The following is a 20,934-nucleotide window of genomic DNA, read 5'->3' as shown; positions in this document are numbered from 1 at the left end:
GGAGACCCGACCCATGCCCACCCCCCGTGCCACACCACGCACCCTGCCAGCCTTGGCGCTGGCCGGCGTGACCTGCCTGCTTTCTGCCTGCGCGCCGGTGCCCACACAACCACCAGCTTCGGCGCCGGTGAGTGCCACGGCCGAGGCCGCGCCCACGGCCACCCCGTGCCCCAAGGACCTGGCGCCCATCGCCCGCTGCCTGTCGGGCAAGGACTCGGCCGGTGCGTATTACCTGGTGGCGGTGCCTCAGCAGTGGAACGGCCACCTGGTCCTGCACGCCCACGGCGGCCCGGCCCTGGGCGCGCCGAAGATGGAGCGGTCGGTGGAGGACCTGGAGCGCTGGGCCATCATGGTCCGCGCGGGGTACGCCTGGGCGGGCAGCACCTTCCGCCAGGGCGGTGTGGAGGTGCGTGCCGCGGCCGAGGACACCGAGCGGCTGCGCCAGATCTTCGTGCGCCACGTCGCCCAGCCGCAGCGCACCATCCTGCACGGCCAGTCCTGGGGCGCCAGCGTGGCGGCCAAGGGGGCTGAGATGTTCCAGACCACGGCCGATGGCAAGCGCCCCTACGACGCCGTGCTGCTCACCAGCGGCGTGCTGGCGGGCGGAACGCGCTCTTACGACTTTCGCACTGACCTGCGCGTGGTCTACCAGTACCTGTGCAACAACCACCCCCGGCCCACCGAGGTGCAGTACCCGCTGAACATCGGCCTGCCTGCCGATGCGGCGATGACCCAGGCGGACCTGGCCGCACGCGTGAACGAATGCCTGGCGCTGAACAAGCCGGTGGCCGAGCGCACGCCCGAGCAGCAGCGCAAAGTCAAAACCATCGTGGATGTGGTCCGCATTCCCGCCAGCTCCATCCAGGGCCACATGAACTGGGCCACCTTCCATTTCCGCGACGTGGTGCAGCACCGCACGGGCGGCGCCAGTCCGTTTGGCAACCGGGGGGTGTCGTACCGGGGTTTGCCCGACGATGCCGCGCTGAACGCCGCCGTGCTGCGCTACCGTGCAGACCCTGCCGCCGTGGCCCGCTTTGCGCAGGACACCGACCTGACCGGCCGCATCCCCGTGCCCGTGCTCACCGTGAAAGGCGTGGACGACCCCACGGCCTTTGTCGAGCTGGACGCAGCCTTCCGGGCCACCATGGCGCAAGGCGGCAGCGCGGCGCGCCTGGTGCAGACCTTCACCCAGCACAACACCCACAGCTACCTGAGCGACCCCACCTACCCCACGCTCATGACCGCGCTGCTGCGTTGGGTGGACGCGGGCGAAAAGCCCACGCCCGAGGGCATTGCGCAGCAGTGCGCAGGCATGGAGGCCACGTTCGGCAAGGGCTGCGCCTTCCTGTCTGGCTATGTGCCGGCGGCTCTGAATACCCGCGTGGCCGATCGCGAGCGGCCGTAGATTGTTTTCTCTTGCGGTTCCCGCCGCGCCATGAAAAAGGCCCCGCTATGCGGGGCCTTTTTCATTTGCCGCTGCAGCACAGGGCCGCAGCAGCGGTGGGGCCGGACTCAGGCCGCCACGGCCTTGAGGGCTTCGTTCAGCGTCTTGCTGGGGCGCATCACGGCGTCCAGCTTGGCCACGTCGGGCAGGTAGTAGCCTCCGATGTCGGCGGGTGCACCCTGCACGGCAGCCAGCTCGGCCACGATGGTCTGCTCGTTGTCGGCCAGTTGCTTGGCCAGTGGGGCGAACAGTTGGGCCAGTTCGGCATCGGCCGTTTGCGTGGCCAGCTCTTGCGCCCAGTACAGGGCCAGGTAGAACTGGCTGCCACGGTTGTCCAGCTGGCCGGTCTTGGGCGAGGGGTTCTTGTTGTTGTCCAGCAGCTTGCCTGTGGCGGCGTCCAGCGTCTGGGCCAGGATCTTGGCCTTGCCGTTGCCGGTCTTCAGGCCCAGGTCTTCCAGCGACACGGCCAGCGCCAGGAATTCACCCAGCGAATCCCAGCGCAGGTGGTTTTCTTCCACCAGCTGCTGCACGTGCTTGGGGGCCGAGCCGCCCGCGCCGGTTTCGTACATGCCGCCGCCGGCCATCAAAGGCACGATGGACAGCATCTTGGCCGAGGTGCCCAGTTCCATGATGGGGAACAGGTCGGTCAGGTAATCGCGCAGGATGTTGCCGGTGGCGCTGATGGTGTCCAGGCCGCGGATCACGCGCTCCAGCGTGTAGCGCATCGCACGCACCTGGCTCATGATCTGGATGTCCAGGCCGGTGGTGTTGTGCTCGTGCAGGTACATCTTGACCTTGGTGATCAGCTGCGCTTCGTGCGGACGGTACGAGTCGAGCCAGAACACCACGGGCATGCCGGAGTTGCGGGCGCGGTTCACGGCCAGCTTCACCCAGTCGCGGATCGCGGCGTCCTTCACCTGGCACATGCGCCAGATGTCGCCTTGCTCCACGTTCTGGCTCAGCAGCACTTCGCCGGTGGCCAGGTCGGTGATGTTGGCCACGCCGTCTTCGGGGATCTCGAAGGTCTTGTCGTGGCTGCCGTATTCCTCGGCCTGCTGGGCCATCAGGCCCACGTTGGGCACCGTGCCCATGGTCTTGGGGTCGAACGCGCCGTGCCATTTGCAGAAGTTGATGATCTCCTGGTAAATGCGGGCGAAGGTCGATTCGGGCATCACGGCCTTCACGTCCTTCAGGCGGCCGTTGGCGTCCCACATCTTGCCGCCGTTGCGGATCATGGCGGGCATGGAGGCGTCCACGATGATGTCGTTGGGCGAGTGGAAGTTGGTGATGCCCTTGGCCGAGTCCACCATGGCCAGCTCGGGGCGGTGCTCGTGGCAGGCGTGCAGGTCGCGCTTGATCTCGTCGCGCTGGCTTTGCGGCAGGGTCTCGATCTTGGCGTACAGGTCCACCATGCCGTTGTTGACGTTCACGCCCAGCTCTTCAAAGGTCTTGGCGTGCTTGGCGAATGCGTCCTTGTAGAAGATGCGCACGCAGTGGCCGAACACGATGGGGTGGGACACCTTCATCATCGTGGCCTTCACGTGCAGCGAGAACATCACGCCGGTCTTGCGTGCGTCTTCGATTTCCTTCTCGTAGAACTCCAGCAGCGCCTTCTTGCTCATGAACATGCTGTCGATCACTTCGCGGTCGAGCAGGCTGACCTTGGGCTTCAAGACGATGGCCTTGCCGCTCTTGGTGATCAGCTCCATCTTCACGTCACGGGCGCGGTCCAGCGTCATGGACTTTTCGCCGTGGTAGAAGTCGCCGGCGTGCATGTGCGACACATGCGAACGCGAGGCCTGGCTCCACTCGGCCATGCTGTGCGGGTTCTTGCGGGCGTATTCCTTCACGGCCTTGGGCGCACGGCGGTCGGAGTTGCCTTCGCGCAGCACGGGGTTCACGGCCGAGCCGGTGCACTTGCTGTAGCGGGCCTTGATTTCCTTTTCCTTGTCGTCCTTGGGCTGGTCCGGGTAGTCGGGCAGGGCGTAGCCCTTGGCCTGCAGCTCGGCGATGGCTGCCTTGAGCTGCGACACGGACGCGGAGATGTTGGGCAGCTTGATGATGTTGGCATCGGGCTGCAGCGTCTTCTTGCCCAGCTCGGCCAGGTTGTTGGGCACGCGCTGTTCTTCGGTCAGGTAGTCGGGGAACTCACCCAGGATGCGCGCTGCCACCGAGATGTCGCTCTCCAGCACGTTGATGCCTGCCGGTGCCGCGAACGTGCGAATGATGGGCAGGAAGGAAGCCGTGGCCAGACGGGGTGCTTCGTCGGTCAGGGTGTAGATGATGGAAGGTTGCTGGGTCGTCATGGCTTGTCTCACGAAACAGAGTAGGTAGATGCCCCCGGCTGCGTCGCAGCGGGGCCAAACGCGGATGCTCTCTGATTCTCCTTGCTCGGGGCTGTCACTGCCCGCTGTTTTTGCAATCGAATCTCACAATGCAAAATTATCATAAGCCCAGGGCACTTTTTTTCACCAAATAGGTGGTAATCACCCTGCGGCCTTCTGCAGTTTGAACCCGTTAGCGCTCGCGCGCCACCCCCCGCAGACCCTAGGAACTCCCCCCAGGAACAGCTACCACGCGGCCAGGCAGGACGGCAAACTGCGTCCAGTGCGCGGGCAGGGTGTCGGGCGCCGTGCCGGTGAAAGCCCCGAAGGCGGGCAGGATCAACTGCCCGTCGCCCCAGCCAAAGCAAGGCGCCCGCAGCGCATCGCGCGCCGGGCCCCGCAGCCGCAGCGTGGGGTGCAGATGCCCGGCGAGCACCGTGTGGCCTGCCACAGCCTGAGGGTGGTGGCAGGCCAGCACCGGCGCATCGGCACAGGGCAACCAGGGCTCGTTGACCAGCGCCATTGCCAGCGCGGCCGGCGGGTCGCCCGCGTGCTGGTCATGGTTGCCGCGCACCAGGGTCATCGCCACACGGGCATGGCGCTGGCGCCAGGGCAGCAGCTGCTGCCACAGCGCATCGGCCGCGCCGCTGCGCGCGTGCAGGAAGTCACCCAGAAACACCAGGTGATCGGCGCCGGTGGCAGCGAGCACCACATCCAGCCGCGCCAGGTTGTCCGCCGTGGTGCCATGGGGCACCGGCTGGCCCGCGCGGCGGAAGGTGGCGGCCTTGCCGAAATGCACATCCGCCACCAGCACCATGCGCGCGGCGGGCCACCACAGTGCGCGCTGGGGCAGCAGTTGCAGTGCGGTGCCGCAGGGCAGGGTAATGGCGTGCGCACCGATGGGGGGCGTAGGGACAGCCGGCGTGCCGAGGGCTGCGGTGTGAAGGGGGAGCGTGGTCATCGTGCTCAGAATCCGTGGCGTCTGCGGGTGCGGCGGGGGGTGTCCCCGCCCGCTGCACGGCGCGCGCGTTGTGTGCGGGCGCCGGAGCTATCGGGCAGGTCCCACGCCATATCTGTGGACTGCACCGCGTGCTGCGCCAGGTGGGTGCCCGTGGTCGCGTCGGCCGCCTGCTCCAGCGCCTGCACCATGCGCGCCAGACGGTCGGCCAGGGTCTCGGTGCTCAGGCGCTCGCGAAAGCGTTCCACCATCAGCGGCAGGGCAAACGGGGTGGGGCGCTCCAGTGCGTGGATGGACAGGGTCTGCGCCTGCATGCCGCGCAGCGTGCGGGCCAGCCGGTCCATGTCCAGCTCGTTCGTCAGCAGCTCGGCGCGTGCCTGGGCCAGCAGCAGGTTGTCGGGGTCGTACTGCGCAAACACGTCGTAGTACAGCGACGACGAGGCCTGCAGCTGGCGGCTGCTGCGCTGCTCGCCCGGGTGGCTCTGAAAGATCAGGCCCGCGATGCGCGCGATCTCGCGAAAGCGCCTGCGCGCCATCTCGGTGGCGTTCAGGCTGGCCAGCACTTCGTCTTCGAGCCCGCGACCGATGGTGGTGTGTGTGCCTTCGCCAATCAGCCGCGGAAGCAGCGTGGCCCAGTCCACCGGCTTGGCCGACAGCAGCTCCAGCCCATAGTCGTTGACCGCGATGGAGAAGGTGTTGGGCACCTGCTGCGATGCGCGCCAGCCCAGCAGCCCGGCCAGGCCCAGGTGCACCAGGCGCCCCGCCAGCGGGTACAGGTACAGGTGCCAGCCCTCGCGCGTGTGCAGGGTTTCGGCCACCAGGCGGCCCGGGGTGGGCAGGGCCGACCAGGCCTGCTGCAGCTCCAGCAGCGGCCGGACGCAGCGCATCTCGGGCGTGGTGAATTCGCCGTGCTCGGCCTGCGCCAGCTGTTCCAGCATCGCATCGGCCAGCGTGTTCGACAGCGGCATGCGCCCGCCGCTCCAGCGCGGCAGCGCAGCGCTGCCCTTGGGGGCGATGCGCACATAGGCCGTCATCTGCTGCGTGCGCACCAGCTCCAGCAGCCGGCCTGCAAACATGAACACATCACCCTTGCGCAGCCGGGCAATGAAGCTCTCTTCCACCGAACCCAGACGCCCGCCGCTCACAAACTGCACCTGCATGCTGGCATCGCTCACGATGGTGCCGATGTTGCTGCGGTGGCGGCGCGCCAGGCGCGCATCGGGCACGCGCCACACACCCTCGTCGTCGGGCACCACGCGGTGAAAATCCGGGTAGGTGGCCAGCGATGCGCCGCCCTGGTGCACGAACTGCAGCGCCCACTGCCAGTCGTTGTCGGCCAATGCAGCATAGGCCGGTGCGCGCCGCACTTCGGCCAGCAGCGCATCGGGCACAAAGCCGCCGCCGAGCGCCACGGTGACCAGGTGCTGCACCAGCACGTCAAGCGGCGCATGCGGCGTGTGCCGGTCTTCAATGCGGCCCTGCGCCAGTGCGTGGCGCGCAGCGGCTGCCTCCACCAGCTCCAGGCTGTGCGTGGGCACCAGCGTGATGCTGGAGCTGCGCCCCGGCGCATGGCCCGAGCGGCCTGCACGCTGCACCAGCCGCGCCACGCCCTTGGCCGAACCGATTTGCAGCACCTGCTCCACCGGCAAAAAGTCCACGCCCAGGTCCAGGCTCGATGTGCACACCACGGCCTTGAGCTGCCCGGCCTTCAGGCCTTGCTCGACCCAGTCGCGCACCTCATGCCCCAGCGACCCATGGTGCAGCGCAATGGCGCCCGCCCAGTCGGGCCGCGCCTCCAGCAGCGCCTGGTACCAGCGCTCTGCTTGCGACCGGGTGTTGGTGAACACCAAGGTGGACGCTGCCGCTTCGATCGACTGCACCACCTGCGGCAGCAGGCTCAGCCCCATGTGGCCCGCCCACGCAAAGCGGTCGGCACGCGCGGGCAGCATCACCTGCACCTCCAGCCGCTTGTCGATGCGGCCTTGCACCAGCACGGCGGGCGGTGGCTGTGGCGTGTCCGGCACGGGCTGCGGCAGCAAGGTGTGCAGCGCCTCCTCCAGGTTGCCCAGCGTGGCCGACATACCCCACACCTGCAGCGCCGGGTTCCAGCCCGACAGGCGCGCCAGCGCCAGCTGCACCTGCACGCCGCGCTTGTTGCCCACCAGCTCGTGCCATTCGTCCACCACCACCAGGCGCACGCTGGCCAGGCGCTCACGCGCATCGGCGCGGGCCAGCAGCAGCGACACGCTTTCGGGCGTGGTCACCAGCAGCGTGGGCAGACGGCGGTCTTGCGCGGCGCGTTCGCCGCTGGCGGTGTCGCCGGTGCGCAGGCCGCTGGTCCAGGTGGGGGCCAGTTCGGGCAGCGGTGCCTGCAGGGCGCGCAGCGAATCGGCAGCGAGTGCACGCATGGGCGTGATCCACAGCACGGTGAGCGGTGGTGCCGCAGCGCGGCGCGTGCGCAAGGCGGTGCGGGCGGTGGGGGCTTCTTCAGTCGCCGGTGCAGTACCGGCCCGTGCCAGGTGCTGCAGCGCGCCCAGCCACACCGCATAGGTCTTGCCCGCGCCCGTGGTGGCATGCAGCAGCCCCGAGCGGCCCTCGCCCATCGCGCGCCACACGCCTTGCTGGAAGCCGAAGGGCTGCCACCCGCGCGCCGCCATCCAGGCGGCTGCGGCACTCGGTGCCACCGGGGGCAGGGGCTTGCGCGGGCGGCGTGTCGTGCTCATATGGCCGCGTCCTGCCCCGGCAGCAGTGCCATCAGCGTTTGCAAGGTATCGGCCTCGGCCACGGGTTTGTCTTGCCGCCAGCGCAGCATGCGCGGAAAGCGCACCGCAATGCCGCTCTTGTGGCGCGGGCTGCGCGCAATGCCTTCGAAGCCCAGCTCAAACACCAGCGTCGCGTCCACGCTGCGCACGGGCCCAAAGCTCTCGCGCGTGGTCTTGCGGATGATGGCATCCACCTGCGCAATCTCGGCATCCGTCAGGCCCGAATAGGCCTTGGCAAAAGGCACCAGTTGCCGGTCCGGGTCGTCCTGCGGCCCGGTCCACACGGCAAAGGTGTAGTCGGTGTAGAGGCTTGCGCGGCGGCCGTGGCCGCGCTGGGCGTAGATGAGCACCGCGTCCACGCTCATGGGGTCGATCTTCCACTTCCACCACACTCCCACATCCTTGGTGCGGCCCACGCCATAGTGGGCGCTGCGGTGCTTGAGCATGAAGCCCTCGGTGCCCATGCTGCGCGCGGCCTCGCGCTGGCGTGCCAGGTCTTGCCAGTCGGTACCTTGCAGCAGTGCGCTCAGGCGCAGGGCCTTGTGGGGCGGGGGAGCGATGGCGGTGTCATCGGGTTGCTGCAGCATGGCCTCAAGCAGCGCGCGGCGTTCCTGCTGGGTCTGCGTGCGTACATCCTGCCCTGCGTGCTCCAGCAGGTCGTAGACCACCAGCACCACAGGCAGCTCGCGCAGCAGCTTGGGGGTCAGCGTCTTGCGACCCAGGCGCTTTTGCAGGTCGGCAAAGGGGCGGGGCTGGGGCTCGCCCGGCAGCCACACCAGGATCTCGCCATCGACCACTGTGCCGTCAGGGAGCTGCTCCATCGCGGCCTCGGCCAGTTCGGGGAAGCGGTCGGTCACCAGCTCTTCGCCGCGTGACCAGATCCACACCGCACCGCCCCGGCGCACGATCTGCGCGCGGATGCCGTCCCACTTCCATTCCACCAGCCAGTCACTGGGCGTGCCCAGCAGTGCAGGCATCTCGGCCACGGGCTGGTTGAACGGGTGGGCCAGGAAGAACGGGTAGGGCTGGCCTGCATCGGCAGCATCCTGCGTACTGGCATCGTCGTCCACCGGCGCGATCAGCGCCTGGTAATCGCTGGCCTGCGGTTGCCGGCCGATCTGTGTGTAGCCCATCAGCCGGTGTGCGATGCGCTTGGGGTCCAGCGCGCTCACCGTGGCCAGCGCCTGCGTCACCTGCAGGCGCGACACCCCCACGCGGAAGTTGCCGGTGATGAGCTTGAAGTACACAAAGCGCTGCTCGGGCGCCAGCATGTTCCATTGCGTGCGCAGACGGGTATCGGCGTCACCCTGCGGCAGGGCGCGCAGGGGCTGCAGCTGAGCCATCCATTCGGCCAGTGTCAGTTCGGTGGGCTGGGTGGGCAGCGGCAGCAGCAGCGCCAGCGTTTCGGCCAGGTCGCCCACGGCCTGGTAGCTTTCCTCGAACAGCCACTCGGGCAGGCCCGCAGCCTCTTGCGCCAGCACCTTGAGGCGCTTGGTGGGCACCATCTGGCGGGGTTTGCCGCCTGCGAGAAAGTAGGTGGCCCAGGCCGCATCAGCGGGCGGTGCAGCACGAAGATATGCCACCAGCGCTGCGAGTTTGGCCGACTGCGCGGTGGTGGCGTCGAGCGCCTGGAACAGCTGGGCAAAGGCCTTCATGCCGACCCCTCGGGTGCGGGCTCGCTGCCTGCTTCGGGCGCGGAACCTGCATCGTCCTCGTTGTCATCGGCGCCGTATTCGGTCGCAAACACCTTGGCGTCCAGCCCCTGCTCGCACAGCCAGCGCACCATCACGGCCGTGCTGCCGTGCGTCACGATGACGCGCTCCGCGCCCGTGGCGCCAATGGCTTTTTGCAAGCTGGGCCAGTCGGCGTGGTCGCTCATCACAAAGCCCCGGTCCACCCCCCGGCGTCGGCGTGCGCCGCGCACCAGCATCCAGCCGCTGGCAAACGCGTCGGAGTGTTCGCCAAACCGCTTGAGCCAGGGTGTTCCCGCTGCCGAGGGCGGCGCCAGCACCAGCGCGCGTTTCAGGTCGGCCTTGGTGAGGCCAGGGTCCGTCACGCGCAGCGTGGGCGGCAGGTCCACGCCCGCCGCGCGGTACACGGCGTTGAGCGGCTCCACCGCCCCATGCACTACGATGGGCCCGATGCTGGCATCCACCCCATGCAGCAGCCGCTGCGCCTTGCCGAAGGCGTAGGCATACAGCACGCTGGCCTTGCCCGCCGCTGCATTGGCAGCCCACCAGGCATTGATGTCGGCAAACAGCGTGGGCTGCGACGGCCAGCGGTAGATCGGCAGGCCAAAGGTGGACTCGGTGATGAAGGTGTGGCAGCGCACCGGCTCGAAGGGCGGGCAGGTGCCATCGTCTTCCAGCTTGTAGTCGCCCGAGGCCACCCACACCTGGCCGCCTTGTTCGACGCGCACCTGGGCCGACCCCAGCACATGCCCGGCCGGGTGCAGCGAAACGCGCACGCCATGGTGGTTGATGACCTCGCCGTAGGCCAGCGTCTGCAGCGCGATGTCCGCCCCCAGCCGGTTGCGCAGCGTGCCCGCGCTGTCGTGGTGCGCCAGGTAGTGGGCCGAGCCCATGCGTGCGTGGTCTGAGTGGGCATGCGTGATCACGGCCCGCTCCACCGGCCGCCAGGGGTCGATGTAGAAGTCGCCAGGCGGGCAGTACAGGCCTTCGGGGCGGTGGACGATCAATTCGTTGCAGGACATGCGTGTGGCATCGTAGGCGGCAAGGCAAAGCCGGTGGGGCTGCCCGGGTTTGCCCGGTGGGGTGTTGCAGGCACTTTTGACGTCCAATCTGCCACAAGCGCCGGTATTGCATGTCTCATTTGCTATCAATAATGAAGCATATTGACCTGTTGGGCCGTGCCGCTCAAGGCGCGTCCCTGCCCATCATCCCGCCGTCGGTTGCGCCGTCTGCAGGACTGCGCCGCGTTCTGCGCGTGGTCGCCTGTCTTTACGGCAGAAAACCACGCCCGTACGATGGCGGTCGCCTGCGGCCCAGACCCGCAGCCAGGGACTCATCCATGCGCATGTATCCGTCGTATCGGTCGCTTTTTGTCGTGCTCTACGGCCCGGTTTTGGGCCTCGTGGCCGCATCAGCCGGCGCCCAGGCCCCTTCGGGCGCCGCGCCGCGCACCAACGCCTTCAACGACCCCTTCGTCCAAGTCACCCAAGCCATCCCGCAATGCCCCGTGCCCGAAGGGCCTCTGTACACCGAGGCCGAGGTGCGCGAACTGGCGCATGTGCGCTCTCAGCATGGCGGCAGCTGCCACCGCGTGGGGCGCTGTCGCCTGCCCAACTCCTACCTCTACGACGCCGAGATCATCCCGCGCGTGCAGCGCTACATCCAGCAGGACGGCCGCTTTGACGACACCAGCGTGTGGGTGCTGGGCGAGCGGCGGCTGGTGACGCTCCAGGGCTGCGTGCAGTCGCAAGCGCAGTCTGATGCGCTGGAGAAGGCTGTGTGGCTGGTGGACGATGTTATGGGAGTGATCAACCTGCTGCAGGTGGGGACGGATGCAGCGGCGGCGCGGTACCCGTTGCTCAGACCTTGACGGCGCCCTGAACAAGGGCAGGCTGCGCTTCAGTCGAAATGGGTGATTGAGAAACGCACTGTCGCCTGGCCGTTGTTCTTAGGCAGTGCATGCATACTCAGTACAACCAAGTCTCCTCGTGCCGACCGGTATTGCACTTCACGGAGGGTAGGCACCACCGTACTCAGGTTGGTGCTGTATGCGGGTGTGGGGTCCGTGCCGTCATGGGATGCTGTGGAGTGCTGCAGCCCCTGGCCCAAGAGTTGAGCATCCAAGGCATTCCAGACCCGCTCGCCTGCGCCAGCTGCCGTGGTGAAGCCAAGCTGCGATTGCGGCGGCTTGTTGCCATCGCCCACCGATCCGAAGTATTCCTGACCCTCTGCACCCGCCGGTACTCCCAGGCTTCGAATCAATCGCGATATGCCCGCGTAGTACACAGGAGATCCGGGCTGCGCCACGAAATCCTCCATAGAAAACATGTAGCCAATGGTGATGAGCAGGCCACACAGGGCGGCGAAGGCTACACCCGCCAGGGACAGGATCACGGTTCGGATGGAGGTGCGGCTCATAGGGCAGATCGTTGGGCACCGGATTGTGGTGCTGAGCAACGTGTCCTACCGGGATTTCCATGGTCTCCAGACCCATTCATGTGCTGCAAAGTGTTGCCTTTCATTCACAAGGAGTTATCTGTGCAGCTGCTGTCTTCCCCGCTTTTATCTAGATACCTGCCAGCCGTGTCCATCGCCGCTGTGGCACTGCTCCCCTGCCTGCTGCCCAACTATGCCTGGGCCAAACCCTTCAAGTGGTCCGGCTCCAGCGACATCCAGACCATGGACATCCATTCGCAGAACAGCGCTCTGGGCAACGGCATCCATGCTGCGGTGTACGAGTCGCTGGTCATGTTCAACAGCCGCACGCTCAGGGTGGAGCCGCTGCTGGCCACGTCGTGGCAGCTGGTCAGCCCCACGCAGATACGCTTCAAGCTGCGCCAGGGCGTGAAGTTCAGTGATGGCTCTGCCATGACGGCGGACGACGTCGTGTATTCGCTGCAGCGTGCGATGAGCAAGACCTCCACCTACGCCATCTACACCCAGGGCATGGACCGCATTGCCAAGGTGGATGGCGAGACCATCGACATCTTTCTGAAGAACCCCAACCCGGTGCTGCTCAACCAGCTGACCGAGCTGCGCGTGATGAGCAAGGCCTGGGCCGAGAAAAACAACGCGGTGGAGCCCAAGGACATCAAGGCCAAGGACGAAACCTATTCGCACCGCAACGCCATGGGGACAGGCCCGTACGTGCTCAAGGAATGGGTGCCCGACCAGAAGATTGTGTTCGCTGCCAATCCGGGCTGGTGGAACGCAGGCAAGGTAGAGGGCAACGTGACCGAGATCACCTACCTGCCCATCAAGTCCGAGGCGACGCGCATTGCCGCGTTGCTGTCCGGCGAGGTGGACTTGGTGCGCGACACCAGCATCCAGGACCTGAGCCGTATCAAGGCCAACCCGAACCTCAAGGTCATGGAGATGGTGGAAAACCGCACCGTGTACCTGGCCATGGACCAGTTCCGCGACGAACTGGCGTGCAGCAACATCAAAGGCAAGAATCCGCTGAAAGACCTGCGCGTGCGCAAGGCGCTGTACCAGGCCATCGATGGCGCAACACTGCAGCGCGTGACCATGCGCGGCATGTCCAAACCCACGGGCGCGATGGTGTCGCCCCTGGTCAACGGGTGGACCGAGGCGGTGGACAAGCGTCTGCCCTATGACCCCAATGCCGCCAAAGAACTGCTGACGCAGGCCGGCTACAGCGACGGCTTTGAGGTGGACTTTGCCTGCAGCAACAACGCCATCGTGCAGGACGAGCAACTGTGCCAGGCGATCACCGCCATGTGGTCGCGCATCGGCATCAAGGCCAAGCTGCGCACCATGCCCGCCGTGAGCTACTACCCAATGGCCCAGCGGCACGAGGCCAGCATCGCGCTGCTGAGCTGGGGCGTGCCCACGTTTGATGCGCTGTACACGCTGCAATCGCTCACCCGCACCAAGACCACGGGGGGCGATGGCAACTACAACCTGGGCCGCTACAGCAACGAGCGCATGGACTACATCGTGGACCGCGTGAAGACCGAGACCGACCTGCCCGTGCGCAACCGGCTGCTCACCGAAGGCCTGCAGCTGCAGAACGACACCGTGGCCCATATCCCCCTGCACAACCAGATGCTGGCCTGGGCCATGAAGAAAAACGTGGAACTGGTGCAGCGGCCGGACAACCGCATCGACTGGCGGTTGATCAAGGTGAACTGAGTCGCTTCCTGAGGTGCTGGTCAGCGCCTTGCCCACGGCGCATGTCGGCGTCAGCGCGCAGGTTGCAGCATGATGATCGCCATGCCTGCCAGCGCCACCAGCACGCCCGCTACATCCCATGGCGTGGGGCGGATGCCATCCACCGCCCACAGCCATACCAGTGCCACCCCGATGTAGACCCCGCCGTAGGCTGCATACACGCGGCCTGCGCCTGCGGTATCGTGCAGCGTCAAGAGCCATGCAAACAGGGCCAGGCTCGCTGCAGCAGGCAACAGGAGCCACGCGGGCTTGCCTTGCTTGAGCCAGAGCCAGGGCAGGTAGCAGCCCACGATTTCGGCGAGGGCCGTGGCGATGAAAAGCAGCAGGGTATTCAGCATGGTGCGGGGCCTTGTGCGGCACTGGAGTTCGGGGCATCCGGGTGGGTGGCCAGCCACTGGCGCAGCGCCAGCTCGCCCTTGGGGGTGAAGTGCACAACGCGCGAGTCCTGAGCGCGTTGTGCCCATCCCCCGTCGAAGAGGCGCTGCAGCAGCGCCGCGCCCAGGGCGCCGCCCAGGTGGTGGCGGCGCTCGCTCCAGTCCAGGCAGGGGCGGCACACCATGCGCCGCTGCTGCGCCAGCGTGGATGTGTCGATACCCACGTGCGCAAACCACCGCGCGCCAGCGGGCGTGATGGTCGTCCCCTGGGGCGTGGCCTGCAGCATGCCCTGGCGCACCAGCGCTTCATAAAACTGCACGCCCACCTCGCCCGCCAGGTGGTCGTAGCAAATGCGCGCGCGGCGCAGTGCTGGCTCCCGGGGGCTGGCGCGCAGCCGCACGGCACCGGCGCGAAACGCCACGTTCATCAGTGATTCCAGCAAGTGCGCCACATCGCGGTCCGCCAGCCGGAAGTAGCGGTGCCGACACTGGCTCTCCACGGCGATCAGGCCTGCATCCAGCAGCTTGGCGAGGTGGGCGCTGATGGTCTGCTTGGTCACGCCTGCAATGTCAGCCAGCTCGGTGGCCGTGAGCGCGCGGTCCGCCATCAGGGCGGTGAGGACTTCGGCGCGTGCGCTGTCGCCGATGAGCGCGGCAATGCGCGCGATGTGGGGGCCGTCTTTCATGGTTCGATCTTGGGCGAACCATTGATGGCCGTCAACCGCCTATCGTGAAGCCCTTGTCCACCAACCTCTCCTGAACGCCATGATCACATGCTTCATTCGCTACGAAATCGATCCCTTTCAGCGCGAGCTGTTCGCCGAATACGCACGCCGCTGGGGCCAGATCATTCCCCGCTGCGGTGGTCATCTGCTGGGCTACTTCCTGCCGCACGAAGGCAGCAACTACGAGGCCTGGGGCCTGATCGGCTTTGAGTCCCTGGCTGCCTACGAGGCCTACCGTGCGCGGCTGCGCGCAGACCCGGAAGGCCTTGCGAACTTTGCACTGGCGCAGGATAAGCGCTTCATTCTTCGCGAGGAGCGCACGTTCACACAGGGGGTGGTAGGCACGCTGGACCTGCCGACCCACTGTGGGGCGCCCTAACGTTTTTGCACTCCCGCGTGTCCTAACGCTCGTGGCAGCCGCGTATGACTTGACCGATTTAGTTCATAGCGGAGAGTGTCCGGTCTGTTTGATGTCTGCGTGCTTTGAGCACGAGCTTGCTGCGGAGGCGTCTGCTGCACTTACCGCTTCGGACCCAATGACCGACGAGAGCCTCACTCTAGGTCCTGTCCAGAGTTTATTCACGAGCGGAGCAGAGAAAGCAACGTGTGCAATGCACGTAGTGTTGATCGGTCTGTGTCGGGGCTTCCGCAACCACCGGGTCCTGTTCATCTAGGCCCAGTTCCGCTCGATCGTCATATGTCCGTGCCCCCTCAAGCTTTTGCAACTCGCTGAGCTAAGCCTCTCGCTCAATGACGTTCGTCGTGCAATCGCCTTTTTCTTGGTCGCCCCGAAGTGGTAGATACCTATCGCGATCTGTTATGACGTCGAATGCCGACAACGCCGCTCAAGCCCAATACCGAAACGAGCGCAATCAAACCCCATTCTGATAGTGTAGGAATCGACGCAGGGCTCGCGGCAAGAATGTTCAATGTGATGGTGTCCGAACTCCCGCCATTGCTGAGCGTGTAAGCGTAACTACCGGGTGTGAGCCCGGCACTGGCAAGGGTAGCACCTGCGAACGTCATCGTTGCTACCAAGTTGGTGGCCGATGTCCAACCGGTAGGTCCCCAGAATCCTGATGCCAAGTTGGGCTGAAAGAAGTATGAGACCCCGGCGTTTGTTGGTCCTGTAAGGCTCGCTCCCGTGCCAAAGTCAGTATTGGGCGTAATGGTCGTACCAAGGCATTGCTGCTGCGATGATCCCACTGCACCGAATGCGAGGCCAGCGTTGACACCCGTATCCATGCCATTGGCGCTCGAGACGGTTGGGCCACCTATCCCCGTGCAAACAGCGGTATTCAGCGTGCCTGTTGAATTGACTACCAAACTAGAACCAACTTGCTGAATCGTCACCGTCACCGCAGCTTGCGCAACTGTCCCGCTGATCAGCAAGGCGGCTAGCATGGTTTTAATTGGTCTTTTCATGATTACTACTACTGGGCTGTGAGATGTAACAGTGTACGGTCTCATCAGGTGCAGGGTAACCAACCGGACTGTCTTATCCGAGAACGAATGTGGCGCAGGCGACCTGTAGCCAGACTCTCTTCGGCACTGTCTCAAAGCGCAAAAATCTTTCCAGGATTGAGAATATTTTTGGGGTCCAACGCCCGCTTGATGGCGCGCATCATGTCCACCGCGCCGGTGCCGGTCTCGTCCAGCAAAAAACCCATCTTGTGGATGCCCACGCCATGCTCGCCGGTGCAGGTGCCGCCCATGCTCAGAGCCCGGGCCACCAGGGTGTGGTTCATGGCCTCGGCCTTGGTGCGTTCTTCGGCGCTGTTCGGGTCGATGAGGTAGCCGAAGTGGAAGTTGCCGTCGCCCACGTGGCCGACGAGGAAGTAGGGGATGCCGCTGGCTTCGACCTCGTCCACCGATTCGAGGAGGCAGTCGGCCAGGCGGCTGATGGGCACACAGGTGTCGGTGCTGATGGCGCGGCAGCCGGGGCGGCTTTGCACCGCAGCAAAGTAGGCGTTGTGCCGTGCGGCCCACAGGCGCGTGCGCTCTTCGGGAGTGCTGGCCCATTCAAAGGCCTGGCCGCCAAATTCGCTGGCAATGTCTTGCACCATCTCGGCCTGTTCCTTCACGCTGGCGGGTGAGCCGTGGAACTCCATCAGCAGCATGGGTTCCTCGCGCAAGGTCAGCTTGCTGTGTGCGTTCACCATGCGCACCGTGTGGTGGTCGATGAGTTCCACACGCGCAATCGGCACACCGATCTGGATGATCTGGATGGTGGTGCGCACGGCCGCTTCGATGCTGGGGAAGGAGCAGATGGCTGCGCTCACGGCTTCGGGCAGCGGGTACAGGCGCACGGTGATCTCGGTCATGATGCCCAGCGTGCCTTCGCTGCCCACCATCAGGCGCGTGAGGTCGTAGCCCGCGCTGCTCTTCTTGGCGCGGGTGCCGGTGTGGATGACCTCGCCGCTGGCAGTGACCACCTCCAGCGCCAGCACGTTCTCGCGCATGGTGCCGTAGCGCACGGCATTGGTGCCGCTGGCGCGCGTGGCGCTCATGCCGCCGATGCTGGCGTCGGCGCCGGGGTCGATGGGGAAGAACAGACCGGTGTCCTTGATGGCTTCGTTCAGTGCCTTGCGTGTGATACCGGGTTGCACCGTCACAGTGAGGTCTTCGGCGTTGATGCTGAGCACCTGGTTCATGCGGCTCACGTCAATGCTGATGCCGCCCTGCACGGCCAGCAGGTGGCCTTCGAGCGACGAACCCGCGCCGTAGGGGATCACGGGCACTTCGTACTGGCTGGCCAGCTTCACCGCATCGGCCACGTCCTGCGTGCTTTCGGCAAACACCACGGCGCTGGGCGGTGGGGCCTGCAGCGAGCCTTCGTCGCGCCCATGCTGTTCGCGTACCGCCTGGGCCAGCGAGCACTGCGCGCCAAAGCGGGCCTGCAGCGCATCGATGAGGGCTTGCGGAACGTCGCGCAGTTGGATTTCGGGCAGCAGGTGGGCGGCAGCGGTGGGGGCGTTCATGGTGTGTGTCTCCGGTGGGTGCGGTCAGTGAGAAGCATTCTAGGTTCGGCCCCGTGGCTGGGCCCTGGGTGATCCACCTTGGGCCCGGGTGGGGATGCGGGTATTCACGGGCTTGCTGGTCAGCGGGGGTGTAAATACATTACGTTCGAAATGTATATTGTGAAAGCGCCATGAACCACCGTGTTTCCCCCAAGGCCGGGACGCGCCGCACCCATGCGGAGCGCAGCGCCGCCACCCGCCAGCACCTGATCGCCACGGCCATCGACGTGATCCAGCACCGCAGCCTGGAGGAGATGTCCATCCACGAGCTGGCCAAGTCGGCGGGCATGACCTCGGGCGCGGTGCAGCACCACTTCGAGTCGAAGGCGGTGCTGATGATGAACGTGCTGAGCGAGCTGATCGAGTCCACCGTGCGCTCGGGCGAATTCTGGCCCAGCGCGGCACTGCCCGCGCGCGAGCGGGCGGCGAAGTTTGTGCAGGCGGTGTGGCGCCTGGTCTACGCGCAGCCGCGTTTCATCGTGGCCTGGAACATCTACCTGGGCTGCCGCAACCAGCCCGAGGTGCTGGGCCACATTGCCGAGCTGCGCCAGAGCGTGCAGGCGCGCATGCACGAAGGCTTTTTCAGCGCCTTCCCCGAGCTGGCAGCAGAACCCGACCGCGATGGACTGCTGGGCCTGGTGCTGTCGTCGCTGCGCGGGCTGGGGCTGCTGCAGCTGTTTGCGCCTGCACCGCCCACCGTGCCCGATACCGTCCAGCAGGCACAACTGGCTTGCCTGGCCGACTGGATTGCCACCCGGTGCGAAGCGGCTGTGCCATCAACGGCAGCCGCTGTGTCCACCAAGGCACGTACACGCCGTCGCTGACCCCTTGTGTCTGCCTGCTTGTCGTGCGGCATCTCCCGCCTGCACGCCACGCATCGCGGACATCCATCGAAGAAAACATTACCAGGAGACACACCCATGACCTCAGCTTTTACGCGCGTTCCAAGCATGGTCGCGCTGGCCGCACTCGCCTGCCTGGCCGGTCGCGCCCAGGCGCAGCAGCCTGCTGCCTACCCGGCCAAACCCATCCAGCTCATCGCCCAGCAGCCGCCCGGCAGTGGCTCGGACGCGATGACCCGCGTGTGGGCCGACTGCGCCGCGCGCGAACTGGGTCAGCCCGTCGTGGTGCAGAACAAGCCCGGGGCCAACGGCATCCTGGCTGTCAACTACCTCAAGGCCCAGCCTGCAGATGGCTATAACCTGCTGAGCATCGGCATGTCGCAGATGACCATCACGCCCTACGTCTACAAGCAGCAGCCCTACGATCCGCTGCGCGACTTTGACGGCGTGGCCGTGCTGGGCACGTCGCCGCTGGTGCTGGCCGTGCCCGCAGGGCAGGGTATTGCCAGCCTGGCGGATCTGCAAAAGCTGGCGCGGTCCACGCCGGGCGGGGTCAACTTCGGGTCGCCGGGCAAGGGCAGCCCAGCGCACCTGCTGACCTCGGCGCTGGTGGAGAAGCTGGGTGTGCCCGGCACCCATGTGCCTTTTGTGGGTGAGGGCGCGGGCCTGACCGCGCTCATGGGCCAGCAGATCCACGCGATGACGCTGGTGATTGGCACGGCGGCCGCACAGGTCAAGGCGGGCAAGCTGGTGCCGCTGGCGCTGTTTGGTGCGCAGCGCTCGCCCTTGCTGCCCGAAGTGCCCACCATCGCCGAAGCCTTGCCGGCCGCCAGCGACCTGGCGCGGCCCGCGTGGATCGCCGTGGTGGCCAAGGTCGGCACGCCCCCCGAGTTGCTGAACCGGCTCAATGCGGTCACTGAGAAGTGTCGGGGTGGCGATTCGCAGTACAAGGCTCGCCTTGAAGCCATGAACGTCACGCTCACTGCCACCGCACCTGCCGATGCGCGCACCTGGGCGGCGCGTGATGCGGCCGTGTGGCGCCCGCTGATCGACAAGCTGGGCCTGGCCACGGAATGACGACGGGCACTGCAGAGCCTCAGGTCACGCTGGCCCACGGTGGGCAACTGCGCGGCCTGTGGGAGGAGGGCGTGCGTGTGTTCCGTGGCATGCCGTACGCGCAAGCGCCACGCGGCGCGCTGCGGTTTGCGGCGCCGTTGCCCACATTGCCGTGGTCTGGTGTGCGCAATGCCACCGCGTTTGCGCCCATGGCACCGCAGCTGGCCCGCAGCGCGCGTGCCGATGCGCCCATGCTGGGGGGCGACGACTGCCTGGCGGTCAATGTGTGGGCGCCAACCGCCGAGCCCGGCGCCCACTTGCCCGTCATGGTCTGGGTGCATGGCGGAGGCTTCTTTCGCGGCGCGGCCAGCGAGCCGCTGTATGACGGGGCAACGCTGGCGCGGCGCGGCGTGGTGGTGGTGTCGGTGCAGTACCGTTTGGGCATTGACGGGTTTTTGCACTTCGAGGGCGAGGAGCACGCTGCGCCCGCCAATCGCGGCCTGCTGGACCTGCTGATGGCACTGCAGTGGGTGCGCGACCATATCCACGCCTGGGGCGGAGATCCAGCGCGCACTACGGTGTTCGGCCAGTCGGCCGGTGCCGGGGCCTTGGCCTGTCTGATGGGCATGCCCGCGTCGCGTGGGTTGTTCCAGCGCGCCATTTTGCAAAGCCCCAGCGTCGCCTGCCAGACCTTGCAGGAGGCTGCTGCGGCGCGCCATGCCGTGGCTGTGCTGGCGGGTGTGGAGCCCACCCTGGCTGCACTGGGCGCGGCGCAGCAGGCTGCTGTGCTGCACGCCGTACACCGGCTGACCTCCGAGCCCGCCCTGCGGCAACAGCACGGGCTGGGCGGACGCAACTTCTTTCCCTTGCGGCCCGTGGTGGATGGCCAGGTGCTCACCGCACCGCCGTTGGAGGCGCTGGCGCAACAGTGGGCCAACCAGCCGCCGGCCCTGCAGGTGCTGGTGGGCAGCAACGCGCAGGAGATGCGCCTGTACCACGTTCCCGGCGGTGCCATTGACCGGGTGACGGAGGCGCAGGTCCATGCCTTTGCGCAGGACGTGGGCTTGAATGCCTCCGCCGCACAGGCCCTTAGAAACATGCTGCCACCCGCACAGCAAACGCCTGGCGAGTGGCTGTGCGCTCTGCAATCCGACTACTACTACCGCGTGCCCGCGCAGCGCATTGCCGCGCTGGCCCACCGCTGGGCCCGCAGCGCCCATGGTTATGAGTTCACCTGGCCCTCGCCGCAGTGGCGTGGGCGCTTGGGCGCAGCGCATGGGGTGGAGCTGCCGTTTGTGTTCGGCAATCTCCACACGCCCACAGGGCAGGAACTCACGGGGCCGACGCCGCCCGCTGCGCTGGCCGAGGCACTTCAGCAGCGCTGGGTGGCGTTTGCGCGGGATGGCAACCCTGGATGGATGCCGTATGCCGGTGCACAGCCACCGGTCCAGCATGTGGGCGAAACGCTGTTTTGTGCGCCCCACACGGAGCCGGAGCGGTTTGCGCTGTGGGAGGGAGTTCTGTAGCGACCCTCTCTCAGAGCT

The 20,934-nt window shown here is 66.5% G+C and carries 17 protein-coding genes; 7 read left to right on the top strand and 10 right to left on the bottom strand.

Going from position 1 to position 20,934, the window contains the following annotated elements:
- Positions 1 to 13 precede the first annotated feature (13 nt).
- Positions 14 to 1,405 (top strand): hypothetical protein, encoded by a 1,392-nt coding sequence (locus tag AC04MI_RS01705; protein ID WP_436076628.1) that lies wholly within the window; start codon positions 14 to 16, stop codon positions 1,403 to 1,405.
- Between the two features lie 107 nt (positions 1,406 to 1,512).
- Here AC04MI_RS01705 and AC04MI_RS01700 read toward each other — a convergent pair whose 3' ends face one another.
- The 5 genes from AC04MI_RS01700 to AC04MI_RS01680 all read right to left on the bottom strand — a co-directional run bounded on the left by AC04MI_RS01700 (position 1,513) and on the right by AC04MI_RS01680 (position 10,201).
- Positions 1,513 to 3,750, bottom strand: coding sequence for an NADP-dependent isocitrate dehydrogenase (locus AC04MI_RS01700; RefSeq protein ID WP_056742425.1), 2,238 nt, complete (start codon positions 3,748 to 3,750; stop codon positions 1,513 to 1,515).
- 241 nt (positions 3,751 to 3,991) lie between these two features.
- A complete protein-coding gene (pdeM, locus tag AC04MI_RS01695) occupies positions 3,992 to 4,729 on the bottom strand; it encodes a ligase-associated DNA damage response endonuclease PdeM (protein WP_436076627.1) in 738 nt (245 codons plus the stop codon).
- Between the two features lie 5 nt (positions 4,730 to 4,734).
- Positions 4,735 to 7,449 (bottom strand): ligase-associated DNA damage response DEXH box helicase, encoded by a 2,715-nt coding sequence (locus AC04MI_RS01690; protein ID WP_436076626.1) that lies wholly within the window; start codon positions 7,447 to 7,449, stop codon positions 4,735 to 4,737.
- Positions 7,446 to 9,143, bottom strand: a complete 1,698-nt coding sequence (locus AC04MI_RS01685) for an ATP-dependent DNA ligase (RefSeq protein WP_436076625.1) — start codon at positions 9,141 to 9,143, stop codon at positions 7,446 to 7,448. Before AC04MI_RS01685 ends, AC04MI_RS01690 begins: the two co-directional genes overlap by 4 nt.
- A complete protein-coding gene (locus AC04MI_RS01680) occupies positions 9,140 to 10,201 on the bottom strand; it encodes a ligase-associated DNA damage response exonuclease (protein WP_288851743.1) in 1,062 nt (353 codons plus the stop codon). Before AC04MI_RS01680 ends, AC04MI_RS01685 begins: the two co-directional genes overlap by 4 nt.
- 317 nt (positions 10,202 to 10,518) lie before the next feature.
- Between AC04MI_RS01680 and AC04MI_RS01675 the strand changes: the two genes are divergently transcribed.
- The gene (locus AC04MI_RS01675) at positions 10,519 to 11,049 is read left to right on the top strand and encodes a BON domain-containing protein (RefSeq protein WP_436076624.1); all 531 of its coding nucleotides are present in this window, start codon (positions 10,519 to 10,521) and stop codon (positions 11,047 to 11,049) included.
- Between the two features lie 29 nt (positions 11,050 to 11,078).
- Here AC04MI_RS01675 and AC04MI_RS01670 read toward each other — a convergent pair whose 3' ends face one another.
- Positions 11,079 to 11,597 (bottom strand): hypothetical protein, encoded by a 519-nt coding sequence (locus AC04MI_RS01670; protein ID WP_436076623.1) that lies wholly within the window; start codon positions 11,595 to 11,597, stop codon positions 11,079 to 11,081.
- A gap of 261 nt (positions 11,598 to 11,858) precedes the next feature.
- Here AC04MI_RS01670 and AC04MI_RS01665 point away from each other — a divergent pair, with 261 nt between their 5' ends.
- Complete coding sequence (locus tag AC04MI_RS01665; RefSeq protein ID WP_436076985.1) at positions 11,859 to 13,334, top strand: ABC transporter substrate-binding protein; 1,476 nt, start codon at positions 11,859 to 11,861, stop codon at positions 13,332 to 13,334.
- A gap of 50 nt (positions 13,335 to 13,384) precedes the next feature.
- Here AC04MI_RS01665 and AC04MI_RS01660 read toward each other — a convergent pair whose 3' ends face one another.
- Positions 13,385 to 13,711 carry a YnfA family protein gene (locus AC04MI_RS01660; protein WP_209816647.1) on the bottom strand — a complete coding sequence of 109 codons (327 nt, stop codon included), beginning with the start codon at positions 13,709 to 13,711 and terminating at the stop codon, positions 13,385 to 13,387.
- Positions 13,705 to 14,433 carry an ArsR/SmtB family transcription factor gene (locus AC04MI_RS01655; RefSeq protein WP_436076622.1) on the bottom strand — a complete coding sequence of 243 codons (729 nt, stop codon included), beginning with the start codon at positions 14,431 to 14,433 and terminating at the stop codon, positions 13,705 to 13,707. The genes AC04MI_RS01660 and AC04MI_RS01655 overlap by 7 nt, the downstream gene beginning before the upstream one ends.
- A 79-nt stretch (positions 14,434 to 14,512) precedes the next feature.
- Between AC04MI_RS01655 and AC04MI_RS01650 the strand changes: the two genes are divergently transcribed.
- A complete protein-coding gene (locus tag AC04MI_RS01650; RefSeq protein ID WP_436076621.1) occupies positions 14,513 to 14,851 on the top strand; it encodes an NIPSNAP family protein in 339 nt (112 codons plus the stop codon).
- 425 nt (positions 14,852 to 15,276) lie between these two features.
- Here AC04MI_RS01650 and AC04MI_RS01645 read toward each other — a convergent pair whose 3' ends face one another.
- Both AC04MI_RS01645 and AC04MI_RS01640 read right to left on the bottom strand, forming a co-directional pair.
- Positions 15,277 to 15,897 carry an IPTL-CTERM sorting domain-containing protein gene (locus tag AC04MI_RS01645; RefSeq protein ID WP_288851739.1) on the bottom strand — a complete coding sequence of 207 codons (621 nt, stop codon included), beginning with the start codon at positions 15,895 to 15,897 and terminating at the stop codon, positions 15,277 to 15,279.
- 131 nt (positions 15,898 to 16,028) lie between these two features.
- Entirely contained in the window at positions 16,029 to 17,453 is a 1,425-nt protein-coding gene (locus tag AC04MI_RS01640) for an FAD-binding oxidoreductase (protein WP_436076620.1), read from the bottom strand.
- A gap of 170 nt (positions 17,454 to 17,623) precedes the next feature.
- Here AC04MI_RS01640 and AC04MI_RS01635 point away from each other — a divergent pair, with 170 nt between their 5' ends.
- The 3 genes from AC04MI_RS01635 to AC04MI_RS01625 all read left to right on the top strand — a co-directional run bounded on the left by AC04MI_RS01635 (position 17,624) and on the right by AC04MI_RS01625 (position 20,916).
- Positions 17,624 to 18,316 (top strand): TetR/AcrR family transcriptional regulator, encoded by a 693-nt coding sequence (locus tag AC04MI_RS01635; protein ID WP_436076619.1) that lies wholly within the window; start codon positions 17,624 to 17,626, stop codon positions 18,314 to 18,316.
- Between the two features lie 96 nt (positions 18,317 to 18,412).
- Positions 18,413 to 19,411, top strand: a complete 999-nt coding sequence (locus AC04MI_RS01630; protein ID WP_436076618.1) for a Bug family tripartite tricarboxylate transporter substrate binding protein — start codon at positions 18,413 to 18,415, stop codon at positions 19,409 to 19,411.
- Positions 19,408 to 20,916: a carboxylesterase/lipase family protein gene (locus tag AC04MI_RS01625; RefSeq protein WP_436076617.1), complete on the top strand. Its 1,509-nt coding sequence runs from the start codon at positions 19,408 to 19,410 to the stop codon at positions 20,914 to 20,916. The genes AC04MI_RS01630 and AC04MI_RS01625 overlap by 4 nt, the downstream gene beginning before the upstream one ends.
- Positions 20,917 to 20,934 lie beyond the last annotated feature (18 nt).

This window comes from Acidovorax sp. LjRoot204 (assembly GCF_056175785.1).
The sequence above is the reverse complement of the archived record's forward strand: the minus strand, read 5'-3'. Positions and strand labels throughout refer to the sequence as shown.